This window comes from Caenimonas sp. SL110 (genome assembly GCF_001044395.1).
Classification (GTDB): Bacteria; Pseudomonadota; Gammaproteobacteria; order Burkholderiales; family Burkholderiaceae_C; genus Ramlibacter.
The window spans coordinates 107563-123928 of sequence record NZ_JANU01000031.1; the positions used below are offsets into that span (position 1 = coordinate 107563).

Below are 16366 nucleotides of genomic sequence, written 5' to 3' on the forward strand. Positions count from 1 at the left end.
CGTGTGCTCGGTGTGGGCGTCATTCGACGGATTTCTTCAGGCCGCGGATCACTTCCAGCTTGTCTTCGGCCGGTTTGGGCGGCGTTTCGACAGCGACCGCCTTGCGCACCGGGCGTGGCGCTACAACGGCCGGGCGGGCTGCAACCGCCGGCGCTGCTGGCGCCGCGTTCGCGACAACCGCAGTCACCACGGACTTGCCATTGAGCAGGTCGCTCTTGCGGGCCCCGGCGGTGGCCGACGAGCCCTTGTCGAGCTGGCTGCGCAGCACAAGCGACAGCGAGCCGATGCTGCGGGCGAGGTCAATCTGTTCGGCCTGCTGCGGTGTCACCTGCAAGGTCACCGCGTTCACGACGCGCGGCTTGCTGTCACCGGTGCTCACGTCCTGGGCGACGGCCAGCACGAGGATGCGTTCGAGCACGATCTTGGAAACCGGACGATTCGCATCGTCGGGCGTATTGACCATCACATCGACGTAATTGCCCGGCAGCGCAAAACCGCCGACACCGACGATCTCGTTGACCTTGACCGTGATGGCGCGCGTGCCCTGTTCAAGCACGGCGGAAAGCCCGCCCTTCTCGCCGGGATTCGCGAGCTTGGTCGCGACGATGGGCTCGCCGCGCAGCACCTGCGTGTTGAGCACGCGGTCCTGCACCTTGGCGACCGTGTCGAAGGGCTCCTTGAGTGCCGCGCCAGCGGGCCAGTCCACCACCTGGACCATATCGGGACGCAGGCGCGTGCCGACCTCCAGGTCGCGCGCGGCAACCACCACCTGCGCGGTGGCGACGCTGGCCTGCATGGCGACCCATCGGGCGGCGATGGCCACGGCGATGGCGCCGACGATCACCGACACCAGGATGACAAGCAGCGGTCTTGTGTTTTTCATGGGGAGTTCCAGTTCGGCTCTTATCTGGCGTTGACGAGCCAGCTATGCACGATCGCGCCAGTGGCGATCGCCAGGGCATAAGGAATACGGGCCCGCACGGTGGGCAGCGAGTCCGCGCGCGGCAGCCTGCGAGCGCCTATGTCGGCCATCACAAGGATGAGAGCAGTGCGCAGGTTGCGAAACACGGCGCCGGATTGGCGCAGGTACAGCGCATAGGCAATGGACAGCACGCCCCCGGCGACCAGCGTCAGCAGCACCACACCGACTGCGCCCGGAAAGCCCGCAAACGCACCCGTCGCTGCCATCAGCTTGACGTCGCCTGCGCCGGTGACGCGCATCAGGTACATCGGCAACAGCGCCGCGAATCCGGTCGCCATGCCGGCGAGCGCATGACCCGGACCGATACCGCCCGGCGCCATCGACAGGCCCAGCGCCGCCGCACAGCCCGCCAGCACAACGCTGTTGGGAATGCGGCGGTAGCGTGCATCGCTCCAGGCCGCAGCTGCCAGCATGGCGCCGGCGGCTGCGAACGAAAGCCAGTGGAACAGATCGGAGGGCACGGTGAGGCTCGGTGGAGGTTGCGTATGCCGACGAATCTCAGGGCGTCGTCGGCGTCGTGGCCGTGGCCTTCCACTTGCAATCGGCGCTCTTCGGATCAGCGATGCACTTGGCGATGTCGTTGAAGAGCGTGTTGATGTTGGTGCCGAGCAGCGATGCGCCGGCAATGATCACGACCGAGATCAGAGCCGCGAGCAGCCCGTATTCGATGGCGGTGGCGCCGCTCTCGTCGGCGGCGAATTCGGTGATGAAAGATTTCATGTGAAGGCTCCGGTTGGTTGCTTTGACCCGTCCACATCGGCCGGGCGTTGCGACACTCGGCAAAAAGCACTTGTGTCTGTTGGTAACTTTGAAACAAAGCCCAAAGAAAAACTTTGATATTTGTCATGTGGATGAGATACATCGCCCACCTGAAGTGGCGCGTGCATTGACACTCGTCAACATGAAAAGCGCGCGAGCGACAACGCGCGCAGGTGCGCGCAAGCGCTCTACGCGGTATGCGCGCGAGATGTGGGCAAGATGTGCCCGATGCGGCGAATTACTTTTGCAGCACGTAGCTGCCTGGCGCAGGCACGGGCAAACCGTCCTGCACCACCGACGTGACGGCCCTGGCTTTCACTCGCCGCGTCGAATGCTGCGCGAGCCACTGCGTCCACGCGGGCCACCACGAACCGTGCTCGGGCTGCGCACCCCTGCGCCATTCATCCGGGTCGGCAGGTGCCTTCATCGCGGCGTGCGATGACAGGTAGTAGCCTGCGGCAGCATCAGCCATCGGACCCGAAGGCGGACTCACGATGCCCATGTTGTGCCCACCGGAAGCCAGCGCCATCGTCACCGGCGAATGCACCAGCCCATGAACCTTGTAGACCGACTTCCACGGCGCCACATGATCGCGCTGCGTGGCCGCGACGAACATGGGCACGTCGATCGCATCGAGCCGCACGGTCTGCCCCAGGGCCTTGTAACGGCCCTCGGCCAGGTCGTTGTGCAGGAACAGGCTGCGCAGGTATTGGCTGTGCATGCGCGCAGGCAGCCGTGTCGCGTCGGCGTTCCACGCACGCATGGCCGTCATCGGGCTTTGCGCGCCCATCAGGTATTCGTGCACGAGCTTGGACCACACGAGGTCCTTGGAGTTGATCAGCTGGAACGCGCCCGCCATCTGCCGGCCGTCGAGATAGCCGTGCTCGGCCATCAGGCCTTCCAGGAAAGCGATCTGGCTCTCGTCGATGAACAGGCCCAGCTCGCCGGGCTCATGAAAGTCGGTCTGCGCGGCCAGCAGCGTCACGCTCGCCAACGGGTTCGCCTTGTCCGCGCCCAGGAGCGCAGCAGCGATTGCCAGCAGCGTGCCGCCCAGGCAGTAACCCATCGCGTGCACGCGCATGCGCGGCACCATGCGTCGCACGGCGTCGATCGCATCCATCACGCCGAGTTGCAGGTAGTCGTCCATGCCCAGGTCGCGATCTGCGCTGACGGGGTTTCTCCACGACACCATGAACACCGTATGGCCCTGCGACACCAGGTATTCGACCAGCGAGTCGCCGGGCGTCAGGTCCAGGATGTAGAACTTCATGATCCACGACGGAATAACGAGCACCGGCTCTGCAAAGACCGTCGGCGTTGCGGGTTCGTACTGGATCAGCTCGATCAGTGAATTGCGAAACACCACTTTGCCCGGCGTCAACGCAGTGCCCTTGCCCGGCACGAATGCCTGGGCGCCCCGCGCGGGACCATCGGTCATCACGGTGACGGCGTCACTCGCCCAGTTGGCAGCGCCTTCGACCAGGTTGGCCCCGCCGCGGCGCATCGTCTCGGCCAGCACCTGCGGGTTGGTAGCGACAAAGTTCGAGGGCGACCAGATGTCCAGCCACTGCCTTGTTGCAAATGCGGCGACGTCTTCGTGGTGGCGCGACACGCCGCTCACGCCGGTCATGGCTTCCTGCCACCACTGCTGCTGCAACAGGAAGCCCTGGGCCATGATATTGAATGGCGGCTTGCTCCACGGCGCAGGATCAAAACGCTTGTCGTTGCCTGCGGGTGCCACGCATGGCGAGCAGTCGGCGCCCCACACGCGCTGCGCGTAGTTTTGCCAGGCGACTGATTTGCGCAACGCACTGCCTGCCAAAGCGCTCTGGTGCGAGGGAGAGGCCATGAAGTGCGCGAGCCAGTCGGCATACGCGAGCGAGAGCGCCGACGGCGAAATGCCGTGGGCCAGGCGCGCGAGCCAGAGTTTCAGCGGCAGGTCGAGAGGGTCGGGTCCGTATTCGTTGGAGCGCATCGTTGGGAAAGGATAAGGACGCCGGCCAGCGCGACGCTTGACGTGCATCAACCTGCACGGCGTTTGATCCGCGTCAAGTGATCCATGCCCCGCCTGCCCGACCATGCAGGCTACTTCAACCAAACGGAGACAGCCATGTTCAAGCGCATTCTGGTGCCGGTCGACGGCAGTGCGACTTCCCGCAAAGCCCTCACGCAGGCCCTGCAGCTCGCACGCGAACAGGGGTCCAGCGTGAGGTTGCTGCACGCAATCGACGAACTCGTCTACGTCAATACCTACAGCTACAGCCCGGAGCTCATGGAAGAAGTTCGCACCGCCGCAGCGAAGGTGCTGGGCGACGCGCTGGAGATGGCGAAGTCCGCTGGCGTCGCGGCCGACACGCAACTGGTCGACCAGCCTGCGCAACGCCTGGGCGCGACCGTTACCAAGGAAGCCGCAGACTGGGGCGCCGACCTGATCGTGCTGGGCACGCACGGCCGCCGGGGCATCAGCCGCCTGGTCATGGGCAGCGGCGCCGACCAGATCCTGCGCGAAGCGACGGTGCCTGTGCTCACCATACGCGGCGACGACTCCTGAAGTACCCTGCCCTTTCCGCCATTTTTGCCATTTCAACAACCTCGATCGGAACCTGCTCATGAAAGTCAACGAAGGCACCCTGGACCGCAGCGTGCGAGTCATTGCCGGCATCGCGCTGATCGCGATGGCGTATATGGGCACGATCGGTGCCTGGGGCTACATCGGCATCGTCCCGATCATCACGGGTGCGTTGGGGATGTGCCCGCTGTACAGCCTGCTGGGGATATCGACCTGCCCGATGCCCAAGCGTTGAGGCGCGCGGTGCGCAGCGCCGTTGTGAGCTGCAGTGAATCCATCTGATCTTGACCTGGCGCAGGGCGCGAAGGCACTGGGCGCAGCGCTCGCTGTCGGCCTGATGGTCGGCCTTGAACGTGGCTGGCGTGATCGCGAGCTTCCCGAAGGCGGCCGCGTGGCCGGGCTGCGCACGTTTGCACTCATCGGCCTGCTGGGCGGGCTGCTCGCATTGCTGGGATCGGGCACCGGGCAGCAACTGCTTTTGGCAAGCGGCCTGCTGGCGGTGGTACTGCTCTTTGCGGTGTCGTTTCGCCGTGCCTCCGAGGCTGCGGGTTCGCTCAGCATCACGACCGCCGTCGCCGCCATGGCGACTTTCGGGCTGGGGGCGCTGGCCGCACACGGACACGCCGTGCTGGCGGTGGGCGCTGCGGTTGTCGTGGCACTCCTGCTCGATCTGAAACCCGAGCTGCATCGATGGATGCGGCTGATCCAACCCGACGAGCTCAACGCGATCCTGCAACTGGGTGTGTTGAGCGCGGTGGTGCTGCCGCTGCTGCCCGATGCCGGGTACGGGCCGTACAAGGCACTCAATCCCTATCAACTGTGGCTGGCCGTGGTGCTGGTTGCCGCGTTGTCGCTGTTCGGGCATGCGGCGATGCGTTTGCGCGGCGCACGACAAGGCCTGCTCTGGATGGGACTGTTTGGTGGGCTGGCGTCATCCACTGCGGCGACCCTCGCATTGGCCCGGGCCGCGCGGGCGCACACCGCCATTCAGGGGACCGCAGCCGCTGCGATCATGCTGGCGAGCAGCGTGATGTTCTTTCGCATGGCGGTGCTGGTCGTTGCGCTGCAGCCCGAACTGGCGGCAGGCATAGGCCTGTTGCTCGTGCTGCCGGGGGTCACGGCGCTCATTGCTGCAGCAGCGCTTTGGCGACGCGGTGCAGCACGCGAAACGGCTTCAATCGAAGCGCAGGTGAAAGTATTCGACCTGCCGACGGCATTGGGGTTTGGCGTCGTCCTGGGCATCGTGGCCGTGGCGATTCGGGCTGGCAAGCAAGTCCTGGGAGATGCCGGCATCTACGGCATCGCGTTCATCTCCGGGTTGGCCGATGTGGATGCCATTCTGGTCTCCAGTGTGCAGATGCATGAGCAGGGACAACTCGCAGCGAATGCCGCAACGACTGCCATCTTGCTGGCCGCAGGCGCCAACCTGGTCAGCAAGGCGGCGCTGGCCTTCGGCATTGGCGGCGCAAAGCTGGGATGGCGCGTGCTGTCAGGCTTTGGGGCGATTGCTGTGGTCGGGGCCGTCGGCTACGGCTGGCAGTACGGATAGCCGGGGCGTGCTGCCCTCGCCAGCGAGCAGGCCGATCGCTTCATGCAAGCTCAGAAACGGCTTGTTGACCAGCTGTCCCGGCAAGCTGGTGTGCTTGAGCCGGTCCATCACCGGCCCGCGCACCTCGGCCAGATGCATCTGGATGCCGCGCTCGCGCAGATCGGAGTGAAGGCGCTGTAGCGCCTCGACGGCGGTGAGATCGATGTGGCCTACGGAGGACAGGTCCAGCACCAGGTGACGCACATCACCCAGGCGGGCTATCTCTTCCTCGATACGCCGCACCACCGCCGGAATGTTGGCAAAAAACAGGCTCTCGTCCACGCGCAGCAGCAGCAGTCCGGGGTAGGTCCTGACGGAAAAACGGCGCTCATTGCGAAAGTGTTCGCTTTCACCGACACGGCCCACCACCGCCATGTGCGGACGGCTCGCGCGCCAGAGAAAGGTGCCGATCGACATGGCGACTCCCAGCCCCACGCCTGCCTCCACGCCCAGGCCCAGTACGCCGATGGCAGTGACCAGCCACGCGACAGCGTCTGCCCGGTCGTAGTGCCACGCGTGCCGCAAGGTCGCGATGTCGATGAGACCGACGACGGCCACGATGATGGTGGCGGCAAGCACTGCGAGCGGGAGCCGTTCAAACAGGCCCGTGAGGCCCAGCAGGACCAGCGCCATGAGAGCCGCTGCCACCACGCCCGCGAGCGGGCTGCGAGCGCCCGCAGCGAAGTTGACCCCGCTGCGCGCGAATCCGCCGGTCACCGGAAATCCGCCCGAGAGTGCGCTGGCCAGATTGGCTGCGCCCAGACCCCGCAGTTCGGCGTCGGGGTTGATCCGCTCGCCCCGCTTGATCGCAAGCGACTGCGCAACCGACACGCTCTCGACAAAGCCGATCAGCGCGATCATCACCGCCGGCACGGCGAGCGCCTGCAGTTGCGGCATTGTGGGCATGGTGACGGCGAGCCTGGGCAGGCCGGCGGGGATTACACCCACCACCGCAATACCGGCACCGGTATCCAGGGCGAAGGCGGCCACCGCCGCGATCGCAACCAGCACCACCACCATGGGCGCCAGCTTCGGGACGATGTCGGCGGTTTTGGCTCCCAGTCCCATGCTGCGCAACCCCTGGGCCAGAAATCGACGCGATGCCCACAGCGCCGCCGCCGAAGAAACGCCCAGAATCGCGGTGGGCAGGTGCAGTTGCCCTGCGTGCGACACCAGCGACACGAGTAGCTCCAGCGCCGTGTCCCCCTTGGCAGGAACACCCAGCAGCGGCTTGAGCTGACCGATCGCAATCAGCACGGCGGAGCCAGTGACGAAGCCAGAGATCACCGGGTGACTCAAGAGGTTCGCCACGAATCCCATCCGCAGCACGCCAAGCAGCAAAAGCACCACCCCGCCGATCAGCGCCAGCAGCATGGAGAGCAGCACATAGTCGGCACTGCCTGCCACCGCAAGCGGGGTCACCGCTGCTGCCGTCATCAACGAGGCAACCGCGACCGGACCCACGGACAAGGTCATGCTGGAGCCCAATACCGCATAGGCCAGCAGAGGCAGCAGGCTTGCATACATTCCCACGTGCGCAGGCAAACCTGCAAGCATTGCGTACGCCAGGCTCTGGGGCACCAGCAGGATGGTCACCACGATGCCAGCTACGGCATCCTGGGCGGCCTTGCCGCGGTCGTAGCCGGCAATCCATGAGGGCAGCCATGTTCGCGCAGATAGAAGAGTTTTCATGACGTGGGGCGCTGTCGTTGTGAATTGATATATTCCATAATATTATATTTACTGATATATTGTCTATCAACCAACCAGGACAAACCATGTACGGACATCACATTGAAATCGCAGGACCCTTTGACACCGCAATCGAACGCGTTGTCGCCGCGCTCAAAACCGAGGGTTTCGGCGTGCTGAGCGACATCGACATTCAAAAGGCCATGAAGGAAAAGCTGGGCAAGGACATCCCTGCTCACCGGATTCTGGGTGCGTGCAATCCGCCATTGGCCTACCAGGCCCTTGAGGCCGACCCCGAGATCAGCCTCTTGCTGCCGTGCAACGTCACGGTGCGAGAGGTGGAGAACGGCCGCATCAGCGTCGGATTTCTCGATCCGCACATGATGGCCAAACTCTCGCCGCTTGCGGGTATGCAAGCGGTCGCCGACGAGGCGGGCAAGCGCCTGGACCGCGCGCGGGCTGCATTGACGCAGTAGAACCTGCTGGGGTGATTCCCCATGCGCCCTGCCGGACCTCTCGGTATCCTGTCCTGCAGGAGATCACGCATGGACCAGCCGATTCCAGAAGGCATTGCTGCCGCAGACCCTGCGGTTGCCGCGTCACCTGCAGAGCCTGCACGGCCGCACGCGCGACCGGTCGCGTTCACGGCACCGCTGCGCTGGCTCTCACGAGGCGCGCAGGACCTGGCCGCCGCACCCGGTATCGCGCTCTTGTACGGCACGTGTTTCTGGCTCATGGCGCTGATTCTTGGGGCGGTGTTCAGGCACCGCCCGGAATACACGATGACCATCGTTTCGGGTTGCCTGCTGGTGGGCCCCTTTTTGGCGATGGGCCTGTACGAAGTGAGCCGGCGGCGCGAGAAGGGCCTGCCGCAGTCACTGGGCGCTTCGCTGACCTGCTGGGACAAGCACCTCGGGAGCATGGGGCTGCTGGTGCTGGTGCTCACGGTGCTGGAGCTGTTGTGGGGACGCGCCTCGCTGGTGGTGTTCGCGGTGTTCTTCAACACCGGCATGCCCTCGAGCGCGAGCGTGTTGCAGGCGGTGTTCAATCCGGCCAACTGGCAGTTCCTGGCCGTCTACACGCTCGTTGGTGGCGCGTTCGCGGCGCTGGTCTTTTGCAGCATGGTGGTCGCGATCCCGATGGTGCTCGATCGCGACACCGATGCGATCACGGCAGCGATCACCAGTTTCAGCGTTGTCTTTACGAACGTGGCAACGATGCTGTTCTGGGGTGCGCTGGTGGTGACGCTCACCCTTGTCGCGCTATGGCCGTGGGCGCTGGGCGTGCTGGTTGTTGGGCCGTTGCTGGGGCATGCGACCTGGCATGCGTATCGGGAGACGGTGGGGTGGGATGGTTGAGCGACCGGCTGCTCAGCGGGTAACGCGCCATGGTGTCTCAAGAAAAAGGCCTGCTACCAAATGGATAGCAGGCCTTTCTGGTGTTACCGGCAGGAGTTGCCCAGGCTATTTCGAGTAGCTCTTGCTACACGCGCCACCGCTCGCCAGCTGTAGCTTTGCCACTGCGGCCTTGCCTTGCTCTTCCGGGACCGCCTCCAGGTCCGCTCCGCCCACGAAGACGCCCAGCTTGATGAACTGCCGGTAGAAATAGTTCTTGCCGGCGTCCACCAGAATCGAGAGGTCGTTAGGAGAAAACTCGGACTCGGTGGAGAGCGTGTGATTGCCGGGAGCCACTTGTGTGTAGAAGAAAACGTCCGGTGCGGACTCGCCGACGCACTTGCCATCGAGCCAGACGTCCTTCTTGAGTGCCTTTCCAACAAAGCTGTCCCGATAGATGTACACGCCAGCCTTGCCGGACTCAGGCTGCGCAAACTGCTTGGCCCTGTTCGACGCCTCTTGCGATTCCATCTTCACGGAAGCGCATCCGGTAACCAGTGCCAAAACCAACATGCTGACTGCAAGCTTCTTCATGACTCTCCCTCTCATTGATAAGAGCGGGGAATTTACACGAACTCATCAGCAAGGCGCCGACCGCAAAAGTAGGGGCTTGCGAGAAATGAAAACAAAAAAAGCTCGCTATCTATTCGATAGCGAGCTTCAAGGTGCCTGACGGCAATTCTGGTAGGACGTACTGGATTCGAACCAGTGACCAACGGATTAAAAGTCCGCTGCTCTACCAACTGAGCTAACGTCCCGCAAAGCCTGCGATTATAGCGTCTGCGTTTCGGACTTCTGGCTGGCCAGCTGGTCCAGCACCCACCCAGCGGCGCATTGGCCGAAAGTTGCCGTGACGCTCACCACCGATCCGTATCCGCTGCAATTGAGCGTGCCGTCGCCTTCCTCGGCGCCCGCTACGGCACATGATGCGTCTGGCGGCGCAACCGCTTCACGGCTGAAAACACACGCCACACCCATCTTCTTTCCCTCGCGCGGCGCGCCGTGGGATTTGCGCAGGCGATAGCGAACCTGGGCGAGCAAGGGGTCGTGCGTGGTGTTGGCAAGGTCGTCGATGTCCACCTTGTGGGCCAGGCGCTTGCCGCCGGCTGCACCCACCGCGATGAACAGGGTCCTGGTGCGACGCGCCCACTCGGCCATCGCCACTTTCGCCTTGACCTGGTCGCAGGCATCGATCACCGCCGTGACGCCCTGGGGCAATAGCTGCGGCCAGTTCTCAGGCTCGGCAAATTCCTCGACGCAATTGACGATGCAGGCCGGGTTGATCTGCGCAATGCGCTCGCGCATGGCCTGCACCTTCGCCTTGCCGACCGTGTCCCCCAACGCATGGACCTGCCGGTTGATGTTGGACTCCGCCACATGGTCCAGGTCGACCAGCGTCAGCTCCCCCACACCGCTGCGGGCCAGCGCCTCCGCCGACCATGAGCCGACGCCGCCGATGCCGATCACAGCCACATGCGATTTGCGGATGGAGGCTGCGCCCTGCACGCCATAGAGGCGCTCGAGCCCGCCGAAGCGGCGCTGCAGGTCGGGGGTGTCGTTGATGTCGCTGATGTCATTAAGTGGGGTCACATCGGTATTGTCGCTGCGCCACAGCCACGTTCTTCGCAAGCCAATTACTTGACGACGGCAAGTAATTGGCTGACCATGTCATTCATGACGAAGAACCCCGCTGTCTCCCCTGCCCAGGTCCAGGCCGTACGGGGTTTCAACCGATTCTGGACACAGCGCATTGGCGTGCTCGATCCGTACCTGGGCAGCGAGTTGTCCCTGACCGAAGTGCGCGTGCTTTACGAACTCGCGCATCGCGACCAACCCACCGCCTCGGAACTTGGCCGGGACCTGGGCCTGGATGCGGGCTACCTCAGCCGCATCCTGCGCCGGTTTGAAAGCCGCGGCTGGCTCGCCCGGGCGCCCTCGCCCGCCGACGCGCGGCAAAGCCTGCTCAAGCTCACCGAGGCGGGTCACGCAGCGTTCGCGCCCCTGCAGCAGCAGTCGCGCGACGAGGCTGCCGCCCTGCTCGCTGCGCTGCCCAGCGAGGGGCGCGACAAGCTGATCCGCGCGATGACCACCATGCAGCGGCTGCTCGATGACACCGCGAGCCAGCAGCCCAGCGCAATCCTGCTGCGCGATCCGGGCCCCGGCGACATGGGCTGGGTCGTGATGCAGCACGCGGAAATCTATTGGCGCGAGTACGGCTTCACCAATGAATTCGAAGCGCTGGTCGCCGACATCGCCGCCAACTACATCCGCAAGTTCAACCCGGCCTGGGACAAAGGCTGGATCGCCGAGATCGACGGCGAACGGGTGGGCTCGGTGTTTGTGGTGCGCAAGTCGCCTACAGTGGCGCAACTGCGCCTGTTGATCCTCACGCCTTCTGCGCGCGGCAAAGGCCTGGGTGCGCGGCTGGTCGACGAGTGCATCGCGTTCGCGCGCGGCAAGGGCTATCGCAAGCTGATGCTGTGGACCAACGGGCATCTCGATGCCGCAAGAGCCATCTACAAGTCGCGCGGGTTCACGGTCACCAGCAGCGAATCGTTCCACGGCTACGGCCAGCAGCTCACCAGCGAGATCTGGGAGCTCAAGCTCTGAGCAATACATGAACAACGCATGAGCAAGGCGCTTTGGGCTGCGGCTGGGGCAAGCGTGCTGGTGGGCGCGGGCATCGTCGCTTCACGCTACGCGCTGGTGGAAGTGCCGCCGCTGACGCTGGCGATGATCCGATACGCGATTGGGTTTGCGTGTCTGGCGCCGTTTGCGTTCAGGGATGCGGGGGCGCTGTGGGCGGCATGGACGCCCGGTGTAGAGCGACAGCCGCATGGATTGCGGATCGAGTCCGCAATGACATCCAGGTGGGACATTCTGGTGCTGGCGGCGTTGGGCATCGGGCAGTTTGGGGTGCTCATTGCGCTGCTGAACTTCGGCTTGAGGCATGTCGGCGCGGCGCAGGCTGCGTTCATCTTCAGTTTGTTTCCACTACTCACGATGGTGCTTTCGGCGGTGTTGGGGCGCGAGAGGATCACGCGCTTGCTGCTGGGCGGCGTGGCGTTGTCGATTGCCGGCGTCGCATTGGCGTTGTCGCCGCGCCTGGGAGCTGCGAGCAGCGGTCACTGGTGGGGCGAGCTTGCAGTCGCGGCTTCAGCGCTGACCGGGGCCGTCTGCACCGTGCTGTACCGGCCCTACCTGCAGCGCTATCCGACGGTGCCGGTCTCCGCGTTCGCGATGCTGGCATCTGTCATCGCGCTGGCCTTCATCGCGATTGGCGAAGCCTGGCCGTCTCGCATCTTCTCGTTCAGCGCGCAGGCGTGGGCAGCGATGGTCTTTATCGGGGTGTCGAGCGGGATTGGTTACTTCTGGTGGCTGTATGCACTCAAGAACGAAGCGCCGACCCGCGTCACCGTGTTTCTCGCGCTCAACCCGGTCACCGCGACCTTGCTCGGCTGGTTGTTGCTGGGTGAATCGGTGCAGGTCGTCGCACTGCCGGCCCTCGTGCTGATTGCCCTTGGGCTGGGGTTGGCTACGCGAGGCGCACGATAATCGCCGCCATGACTTCCCCCGACGCGCCCGTCCCACCGCGCTCGCAACCGAGTTCTCTCTCGGACCTGTTTTTCTCCTTCAGCCTGCTGGCCCTGCAGGGCTTTGGCGGCGTGCTGGCAGTCGTGCAACGCGAACTGGTCGAGAAGAAACACTGGATGACACGCGAGGAATTCGTGGAGGAATGGGCTGTCGCGCAGATCATGCCGGGACCGAACGTCGTCAACCTCGCACTGATGATCGGCGGACGCTACTTCGGGTTTCGCGGTGCGATGACCGCACTGGCCGGCATGCTGACCTTTCCCCTGCTGGTGGTGATGTGCCTGGCGCTCATCTATGCGCAGATCTCAGGCAACCCCCAAGTCGCCGGTGCGCTGCGCGGAATGGGCGCTGTTGCTGCGGGTCTCATCACAGCCACGGGCATCAAGCTTTGCAGCGCGCTCAAGAAGAACATTCTGGGCATCCCGGTCTGCATCGCGTTCGGGGTGGCGTCTTTCATCGGCATAGCCATTCTTCGCTGGCCTCTGGCCTGGGTGCTGCTCGGGCTGGGCGGCCTCGCCTGCGTCATCGCCTATCGCCGCATGGCGGAGGTTGCTGCATGACGCTGTCGCTTGCGCTGACGCCTGCCGACTGGCTGAACCTGTTTGTTCATTACCTGTCGCTGTCCTTGCTGGCAGTCGGCGGCGCGATCACGACCGCTCCCGACATGCACCGGTTTCTGGTGGAGCGCCAGCAGTGGCTCACCGATCCGCAGTTCAACGCGTCGATCGCGATTGCCCAGGCCGCCCCCGGCCCCAACGTGCTCTTTATCGCGCTCATGGGATGGAACGTCGGCCTCAATGCAGGCGGGCTGCCGACGGCGCTGATGGGAATGACCATCGCCATGCTGGGCATCATGATTCCGAGCACGACGCTCACCTACTTCGCCGCGACGTGGGGCCATCGCAATCGTGAACTGCGTGCCGTGCGCGCATTCAAGCAAGGCATGGCACCCATCGTGATCGCCCTGCTAATTGCAACCGGCTGGATTCTGGCGACGGGGACCGGCTACGACGTGCGCAACTGGCCGATCTGGGCGGTGGCCGTCGTATCGGCGCTGGTGGTCTGGCGCACCAAAGTGCACCTGCTGTGGCTGCTCGGGGCGGGTGCGCTGCTCGGATGGTTCGGGCTGGTGTGAGCCTGCTTGACGAGCGTCCTTGAGCAGCTCGTCATCAGCCTCAAGCCGACAGCCTCTGGATGAATTCATCGACCTGCTCAGGTCGCCTGAGTTCGACCCACTGCAGATTCGCAAATGTGTTGTTGGCGCGCAGGGCCGCGAAGCTGCGGCGACGGTCATGGTAGTGGCGTATCACCCACCACAAAATGGATTCGCGCGAGAAGAACGAACGGCCGAACGACTCGCGGTTGCCGTTCCACAAAAGCGTTCCTTCGATCGACCGGTTCAGGGTGCGCGCGAACACGCGGGCGAATGTGGTCCAGAAAGAAAGGTTCAGCCACACCACCATGTCGGCATGCGGCCAGACGATTTCGCGCACCGACGAATAGTTGCCGTCGATCACCCAGCAGGGCGCGTCCACGGCCTGCTTCACGTCCGCACGAAAGCTGGCGGGCGCACGCGGCTCCCATCCAGGTCCCCAGAAGAGGCCGTCGAGTTCGATGTGGGGGATGCCTGCGCGCGCGGCGATTTCGTGCGCAAGCGTCGTCTTGCCCGAACCACTCATGCCGATGATGATGATCCGCTGCGGCAGGCGGCGCGTCGATTTGACGCCGGCCACTCGCAGGTAATAGTTGTCCCACTGTGCGCGCTCGGTCAGCTCGAATCCGTGCCGCTGGTAGAAGCGGTTCGAATCACTGCCGGTCAGGGCGCCGACCCGCAACGGCTGGTTTTTTGCATCAGCTTCAGCGAACACCGTTTCCAGCACCGCAGCGCCAATGCCTCGCCTCTGGAACGCCGGGCGAATGTAGAGATGGTCCAGCAGCAAGGCGTGCCCGGCCGGCTTGACAACCACAAACCCCACGCGCTCGCCGTCGACCACCACATGGCGCGTGTGCTCCGGCACGAACCCCGACAAAAATCGCTCACGCGCACGGCTCGCATCGAACCGGCCCACACGCTCCAGGCTTTCACGCATCGCTTCTATGCGCACCTCCACCAGCGCATCGGCGTCACCTGCTTGCGCTGCGACCAGCTCGATCCGTGACGGCTCGATCATGACGCGCGAATCGCCCAGCGCTCATGATCGCGCCAGCGTCCGCCGATCTTCAGGTAGCGCGGCGAAAAGCCTTCTTTCTCGAAACCGCAGGCCGCAGCCAGAGCAATCGAAGGCGCATTGCCCGGCTGGATGTTGGCTTCGAGCCGGTGCAGCTTGAGCTTCCTGAAGGCATGGTTCACCACGGCCCGCAGGCCCTCTGCCATCAGGCCCTGCCGCTCGTGCCCGGCGAATCCGTAGTAGCCGAGGTACGCACTGAGAAAACCGCCCAGCACGATGTTTGAAATATTGAACACGCCGACGATTTCATAGGTGTCCTTGCGAATCACCAGCAACGAAAAGTGGGTCGGCTGCTTCAGGCGTTCTAGCCACTCGCGGAACTGGGTCGGGGTGGACGGCGCTTTCACCCAGGGGCGGTGATAGGCGCGACTGCGCGCAACGGCGGCCAGAAACGCCTTCTCATCACTGCGCTCGGGGGCGCGAATGTGGATGCGCGAAGACACGGCTTCTCAACGGGGGTTGTCGAAGAAGACGTAATGCGTGAAATCGCCGATCTCGAAGTACACCTTCTTCTCGTTCGGATCGACCATGAAGTTCAGGTTCTCGTCGAGCACGCCGTAGCCGTAGCGGTACGAACGCGGCTTGCCGTCGTCGGTGCCCAAGCCGGTGCTCAGCTTGTCCACTTTCAGCCAGCGGCGCACGACCTTGTCGCCGGCATAGACCTCCAGCACGCCGTTGGTGCCGGTCCAGTTCTGGATGTCGCGGCCCAGCTTGTTTTGCTGCTCCTGGGTGCAGGAAGCCAGCAGCAGCGTGGCAGCAATGGCGGCACTGACCGGGATCGCAAGAAGCATTCGTTTCATGATGTCCTTTGCCGCAAGGCTTCATACAGGCACACGCCGCTGGCTACCGACACGTTCAGGCTTTCGACCGCACCGCGCATCGGGATGCTCACGAGTTCGTCGCAGGTCTTGCGGGTGAGCTGGCGCATGCCCTCGCCTTCCGCGCCGAGCACCAGCGCGATGGGCACCCTGAGGTCGGCCTGGTACATGCTGCGCGGTGCGTCATCGCTGGTGCCTATGCACCAGATGCTGCGCTCCTTGAGTTCACCCATCGTGCGTGCGAGGTTGGTGACCATGAAATACGGCACCGTCTCTGATGCGCCGCTTGCTACCTTGGCGACCGTGGCGTTCACGCCGACGGCATGGTCTTTCGGCGCGATCACCGCATGGGCACCGGCGCCATCGGCCACGCGCAGGCAGGCGCCCAGATTGTGCGGATCGGTCACGCCGTCCAGGATCAGCAGGAGTGGCGGCTCGGTGATGCCGTCGAGCAGGTCGTCCAGGGACTTGATGACGGGCAGCGCGGCTACACGGGCTGCGATGCCCTGGTGCCCGTTGCTGCCGGCGAGCTTGGCCAGGCGGACGGCGTCGGCCTCGATGATGCGGACGCCGGCATCGGTGGCCCGCGCCAGGAACTGCCGCATCCGCGCGTCCCGCCGCGAGGGGTCGGCGTAGAGCTCGATGATGGAGCCGGGAGCGGTTTTCAGGCGGACGCCCACGGCGTGGAATCCGAATAGCACTTTGGGAGAAGACATCGCCCGATTATCCAGTGGTGGCGGCC

General features: G+C 64.3%; 20 protein-coding genes and 1 tRNA gene. 9 read left to right on the forward strand and 12 right to left on the reverse strand.

Features of this window, described 5'->3' with window-relative positions; translation table 11 throughout:
- Nucleotides 1-19: 19 nt before the first annotated feature.
- The 4 genes from cpaB to AQ12_RS14965 form a co-directional block, all read right to left on the reverse strand.
- Nucleotides 20-883 (reverse strand): Flp pilus assembly protein CpaB, encoded by an 864-nt coding sequence (gene cpaB / locus AQ12_RS14950; protein WP_048440732.1) that lies wholly within the window; start codon nt 881-883, stop codon nt 20-22.
- 20 nt (nt 884-903) lie between these two features.
- Nucleotides 904-1443, reverse strand: coding sequence for a prepilin peptidase (locus tag AQ12_RS14955; protein ID WP_048440733.1), 540 nt, complete (start codon nt 1441-1443; stop codon nt 904-906).
- Nucleotides 1444-1480: 37 nt separating this feature from the next.
- Entirely contained in the window at nt 1481-1702 is a 222-nt protein-coding gene (locus tag AQ12_RS14960; protein WP_048440734.1) for a Flp family type IVb pilin, read from the reverse strand.
- Nucleotides 1703-1979: 277 nt separating this feature from the next.
- A complete protein-coding gene (locus tag AQ12_RS14965; protein ID WP_048440735.1) occupies nt 1980-3716 on the reverse strand; it encodes an alpha/beta hydrolase in 1737 nt (578 codons plus the stop codon).
- A 135-nt stretch (nt 3717-3851) separates the two neighbouring features.
- On the opposite strand from AQ12_RS14965, the gene AQ12_RS14970 reads away from it, so the two are divergent.
- Genes AQ12_RS14970 through AQ12_RS14980 form a run of 3 tightly spaced genes read left to right on the forward strand, consistent with a single transcriptional unit; the run spans nt 3852 to nt 5859 of the window.
- Nucleotides 3852-4292, forward strand: coding sequence for a universal stress protein (locus AQ12_RS14970; RefSeq protein ID WP_048440893.1), 441 nt, complete (start codon nt 3852-3854; stop codon nt 4290-4292).
- 58 nt (nt 4293-4350) lie between these two features.
- Nucleotides 4351-4545 carry a DUF2892 domain-containing protein gene (locus AQ12_RS14975; protein ID WP_048440736.1) on the forward strand — a complete coding sequence of 65 codons (195 nt, stop codon included), beginning with the start codon at nt 4351-4353 and terminating at the stop codon, nt 4543-4545.
- Nucleotides 4546-4578: 33 nt separating this feature from the next.
- A complete protein-coding gene (locus AQ12_RS14980; protein ID WP_082151615.1) occupies nt 4579-5859 on the forward strand; it encodes an MgtC/SapB family protein in 1281 nt (426 codons plus the stop codon).
- On the opposite strand, the gene AQ12_RS14985 is transcribed toward AQ12_RS14980, so the two are convergent.
- Nucleotides 5800-7590: a SulP family inorganic anion transporter gene (locus tag AQ12_RS14985; RefSeq protein ID WP_082151616.1), complete on the reverse strand. Its 1791-nt coding sequence runs from the start codon at nt 7588-7590 to the stop codon at nt 5800-5802. The two genes, AQ12_RS14980 and AQ12_RS14985, sit on opposite strands and share 60 nt — an antisense overlap.
- Nucleotides 7591-7676: 86 nt before the next feature.
- On the opposite strand from AQ12_RS14985, the gene AQ12_RS14990 reads away from it, so the two are divergent.
- Complete coding sequence (locus AQ12_RS14990; protein ID WP_048440737.1) at nt 7677-8066, forward strand: DUF302 domain-containing protein; 390 nt, start codon at nt 7677-7679, stop codon at nt 8064-8066.
- 69 nt (nt 8067-8135) lie between these two features.
- Complete coding sequence (locus AQ12_RS14995; protein WP_053076753.1) at nt 8136-8948, forward strand: DUF2189 domain-containing protein; 813 nt, start codon at nt 8136-8138, stop codon at nt 8946-8948.
- Nucleotides 8949-9053: 105 nt separating this feature from the next.
- Here AQ12_RS14995 and AQ12_RS15000 read toward each other — a convergent pair whose 3' ends face one another.
- The 3 genes from AQ12_RS15000 to AQ12_RS15010 form a co-directional block, all read right to left on the reverse strand.
- Complete coding sequence (locus AQ12_RS15000; protein ID WP_048440738.1) at nt 9054-9518, reverse strand: DUF2846 domain-containing protein; 465 nt, start codon at nt 9516-9518, stop codon at nt 9054-9056.
- 148 nt (nt 9519-9666) lie between these two features.
- Nucleotides 9667-9742 (reverse strand) — tRNA-Lys (locus AQ12_RS15005).
- 13 nt (nt 9743-9755) lie between these two features.
- On the reverse strand, nt 9756-10574 hold the full coding sequence (locus AQ12_RS15010) for a ThiF family adenylyltransferase (RefSeq protein ID WP_048440897.1): 819 nt from the start codon (nt 10572-10574) through the stop codon (nt 9756-9758).
- Nucleotides 10575-10658: 84 nt separating this feature from the next.
- Between AQ12_RS15010 and AQ12_RS15015 the strand changes: the two genes are divergently transcribed.
- Genes AQ12_RS15015 through AQ12_RS15030 form a run of 4 tightly spaced genes read left to right on the forward strand, consistent with a single transcriptional unit; the run spans nt 10659 to nt 13713 of the window.
- Nucleotides 10659-11594, forward strand: a complete 936-nt coding sequence (locus AQ12_RS15015) for a helix-turn-helix domain-containing GNAT family N-acetyltransferase (protein WP_238587730.1) — start codon at nt 10659-10661, stop codon at nt 11592-11594.
- Nucleotides 11595-11612: 18 nt separating this feature from the next.
- Entirely contained in the window at nt 11613-12539 is a 927-nt protein-coding gene (locus AQ12_RS15020) for a DMT family transporter (protein ID WP_048440740.1), read from the forward strand.
- Between the two features lie 8 nt (nt 12540-12547).
- A complete protein-coding gene (locus AQ12_RS15025) occupies nt 12548-13138 on the forward strand; it encodes a chromate transporter (protein ID WP_048440741.1) in 591 nt (196 codons plus the stop codon).
- Complete coding sequence (locus AQ12_RS15030; protein ID WP_048440742.1) at nt 13135-13713, forward strand: chromate transporter; 579 nt, start codon at nt 13135-13137, stop codon at nt 13711-13713. Before AQ12_RS15025 ends, AQ12_RS15030 begins: the two co-directional genes overlap by 4 nt.
- Before the next feature lie 40 nt (nt 13714-13753).
- On the opposite strand, the gene AQ12_RS23545 is transcribed toward AQ12_RS15030, so the two are convergent.
- From AQ12_RS23545 to rlmB, 4 genes are read right to left on the reverse strand one after another with little or no spacing between them, the layout of a single operon-like run.
- Nucleotides 13754-14749 carry a GNAT family N-acetyltransferase gene (locus tag AQ12_RS23545; RefSeq protein ID WP_082151617.1) on the reverse strand — a complete coding sequence of 332 codons (996 nt, stop codon included), beginning with the start codon at nt 14747-14749 and terminating at the stop codon, nt 13754-13756.
- The gene (locus AQ12_RS15045) at nt 14746-15249 is read right to left on the reverse strand and encodes a GNAT family N-acetyltransferase (protein ID WP_152682819.1); all 504 of its coding nucleotides are present in this window, start codon (nt 15247-15249) and stop codon (nt 14746-14748) included. Before AQ12_RS15045 ends, AQ12_RS23545 begins: the two co-directional genes overlap by 4 nt.
- Nucleotides 15250-15255: 6 nt before the next feature.
- On the reverse strand, nt 15256-15606 hold the full coding sequence (locus AQ12_RS15050; protein WP_048440743.1) for a hypothetical protein: 351 nt from the start codon (nt 15604-15606) through the stop codon (nt 15256-15258).
- Nucleotides 15603-16340, reverse strand: a complete 738-nt coding sequence (rlmB, locus tag AQ12_RS15055; RefSeq protein ID WP_048440744.1) for a 23S rRNA (guanosine(2251)-2'-O)-methyltransferase RlmB — start codon at nt 16338-16340, stop codon at nt 15603-15605. The genes AQ12_RS15050 and rlmB overlap by 4 nt, the downstream gene beginning before the upstream one ends.
- Nucleotides 16341-16366 lie beyond the last annotated feature (26 nt).